This window comes from Rhizobium sp. P2_G9 (assembly GCF_056403475.1).
Genome location: NZ_JBFUFK010000132.1, coordinates 1 through 800 on the forward strand (window position 1 = coordinate 1; position 800 = coordinate 800).

The 800-nt window shown below is 56.9% G+C and carries 1 protein-coding gene; it reads right to left on the reverse strand.

What is annotated here, in order from left to right; translation table 11 throughout:
- Positions 1 to 56 precede the first annotated feature (56 nt).
- Positions 57 to 758, reverse strand: coding sequence for an IS6 family transposase (locus AC1DYF_RS40310; protein ID WP_477884545.1), 702 nt, complete (start codon positions 756 to 758; stop codon positions 57 to 59).
- Positions 759 to 800: the final 42 nt, after the last annotated feature.

The window sequence follows — 800 nt, forward strand, 5'->3', positions numbered from 1 at the left end:
GGCATCGTAAACTTAACGGGCACGCGGCAGTCGTAGCCCGCTTGCACTATGACGGTTCATGCCCGAGCGATCTTTGCCCACAGGTTCATTGCCTCTGAACGCAATTCGCGATGATGGCTGGATGAGACGTCGTGTCGGGGGATGTGGAACAGGTTGGCGATCGGATCATGGATKGAGACGAAGCGCTGYAAATGKCGCTGYGACTTGAASCGYTTCATGATCCGTTCYCGTCGCCGGAMTGGCTGRTGGGAATTCTCCGCCCGATTRTTCAAGCCYTTATGCGAACGGTGTTCGACRSTTGGCATGATCTCSCGCTTTGCCGCATCGTAGGACCGGAGCTTGTCGGTGATCATCACCCGCGGCGTGCACCCCTGGCTCTTCAACAGTTTGCGCATCAAACGCTTGGCTGCCTTGGCATTGCGACGACTTTGCACCAGAACGTCGAGGACGAAACCATGCTGATCGACAGCGCGCCAAAGCCAATGCTTCTTGCCACGGATAGAAACGACGACTTCATCGAGATGCCACTTATCTCCGAGCCGACCGGAAGAGCGGCGGCGGAGCTCGTTGGCGAAGGCACGTCSGAATTTCTCCGCCCACAATCGGACCGTCTGGTGCGAGACAATAATCCCTCGTGCCGCCAGCATATCCTCGACCATCCGCAAGCTGAGAGGGAAACGGAAATAGAGCCACACCGCGTGGGCAATAATTTCAGCGGGAAAGCGATGGCGGCGGTACAGCGGGTCACGGTCTGTCATCGCCCGTCATCTCACATCGATATCCACATTCCGTTAAGTTGA